At 39.8% G+C, this 1,371-nt stretch carries 1 protein-coding gene; it reads right to left on the bottom strand.

Going from position 1 to position 1,371, the window contains the following annotated elements:
• Window positions 1–22 precede the first annotated feature (22 nt).
• Window positions 23–1,324 carry a phosphopyruvate hydratase gene (gene eno, locus ACRCJ0_RS14195; RefSeq protein WP_419971329.1) on the bottom strand — a complete coding sequence of 434 codons (1,302 nt, stop codon included), beginning with the start codon at window positions 1,322–1,324 and terminating at the stop codon, window positions 23–25.
• Between the last annotated feature and the right edge of the window lie 47 nt (window positions 1,325–1,371).

The raw sequence follows: 1,371 nt of genomic DNA, 5'->3' as shown, positions 1-1,371 counted from the left end.
AATTGCCCTAATTTAAGAGAAATTATTTGTTTTCTAAGTTGTAGAAAGCGTTTAGACCTTGGTACTCAGCTAAATCGCCTAATTCATCTTCGATACGTAATAATTGGTTGTATTTCGCCATACGGTCAGTACGAGATAATGAACCAGTTTTGATTTGACCAGCGTTAGTTGCAACGGCGATATCAGAGATTGTTGAATCTTCTGTTTCACCTGAACGGTGAGATACTACAGCTGTGTAGTTAGCGCGTTTAGCCATTTCAATAGCATTGAAAGTTTCAGTTAAAGTACCGATTTGGTTAACTTTAATTAAGATTGAGTTACCAACGTGGTTAGTAATACCGCGTTCTAAAATTTCAGTGTTTGTTACGAATAAGTCGTCACCAACTAATTGTACTTTTTCACCTAATTTTTCAGTTAATAATGCCCAACCGTCCCAGTCATTTTCATCCATACCATCTTCGATAGTAATGATTGGGTATTTAGCAACTAATTCTTCTAAGAATGCTACTTGTTCTTCAGCGTTACGTTTAGCTCCGCCTTCACCTTCGAATTTAGCGTAGTTGTAAACGCCGTCTTCGTAAAATTCTGAAGAAGCACAGTCGAAACCTAAGAACATGTCTTCACCTGGTTTGTAACCAGCAGCTTCGATTGCTTGGATGATAGTTTCAACAGCATCCTCTGTACCATCAAAACGAGGAGCGAATCCACCTTCGTCACCAACAGCAGTTTCTAAACCACGGCCAGATAAGATTTTTTTCAATGCGTGGAAAGTTTCAGCACCCCAACGTAAAGCTTCTTTAAATGAAGAAGCACCAGCTGGAATAATCATGAATTCTTGGAAAGCGATTGGTGCATCTGAGTGAGAACCACCGTTTACAATGTTCATCATTGGTGTTGGTAATACTTTAGCGTTGAAACCACCTAAGTAGTTGTATAATGGGATATTTAATTCATCCGCAGCAGCACGGGCAGCAGCGATTGAAACAGCCAAGATAGCGTTAGCACCTAAGTTACCTTTGTTTGCTGTACCATCTAATTCGATCATAGCAGCGTCGATACCGATTTGATCAGTTACGTCAAGTCCGATAATTGCATCAGCGATAGCGTTGTTCACGTTGTTTACAGCGTTTTGAACACCTTTACCTAAGTAACGATCTTTGTCTCCGTCACGTAATTCAACGGCTTCGTGTTCACCAGTTGAAGCTCCAGAAGGAACGATTCCTCGACCAAAACCTCCAGCTTCAGTGTAAACTTCAGCTTCTACAGTTGGGTTACCACGTGAGTCCAAGACTTCGCGTGCATAAATATCAGTAATTGCAGACATAATTTCTCTCCTTTAAATTCAAAATAATTTTTAAATTTGTTACATTC

Source organism: Aerococcus sp. L_32 (genome assembly GCF_050689315.1).
The sequence above is the reverse complement of the archived record's forward strand: the minus strand, read 5'-3'. Positions and strand labels throughout refer to the sequence as shown.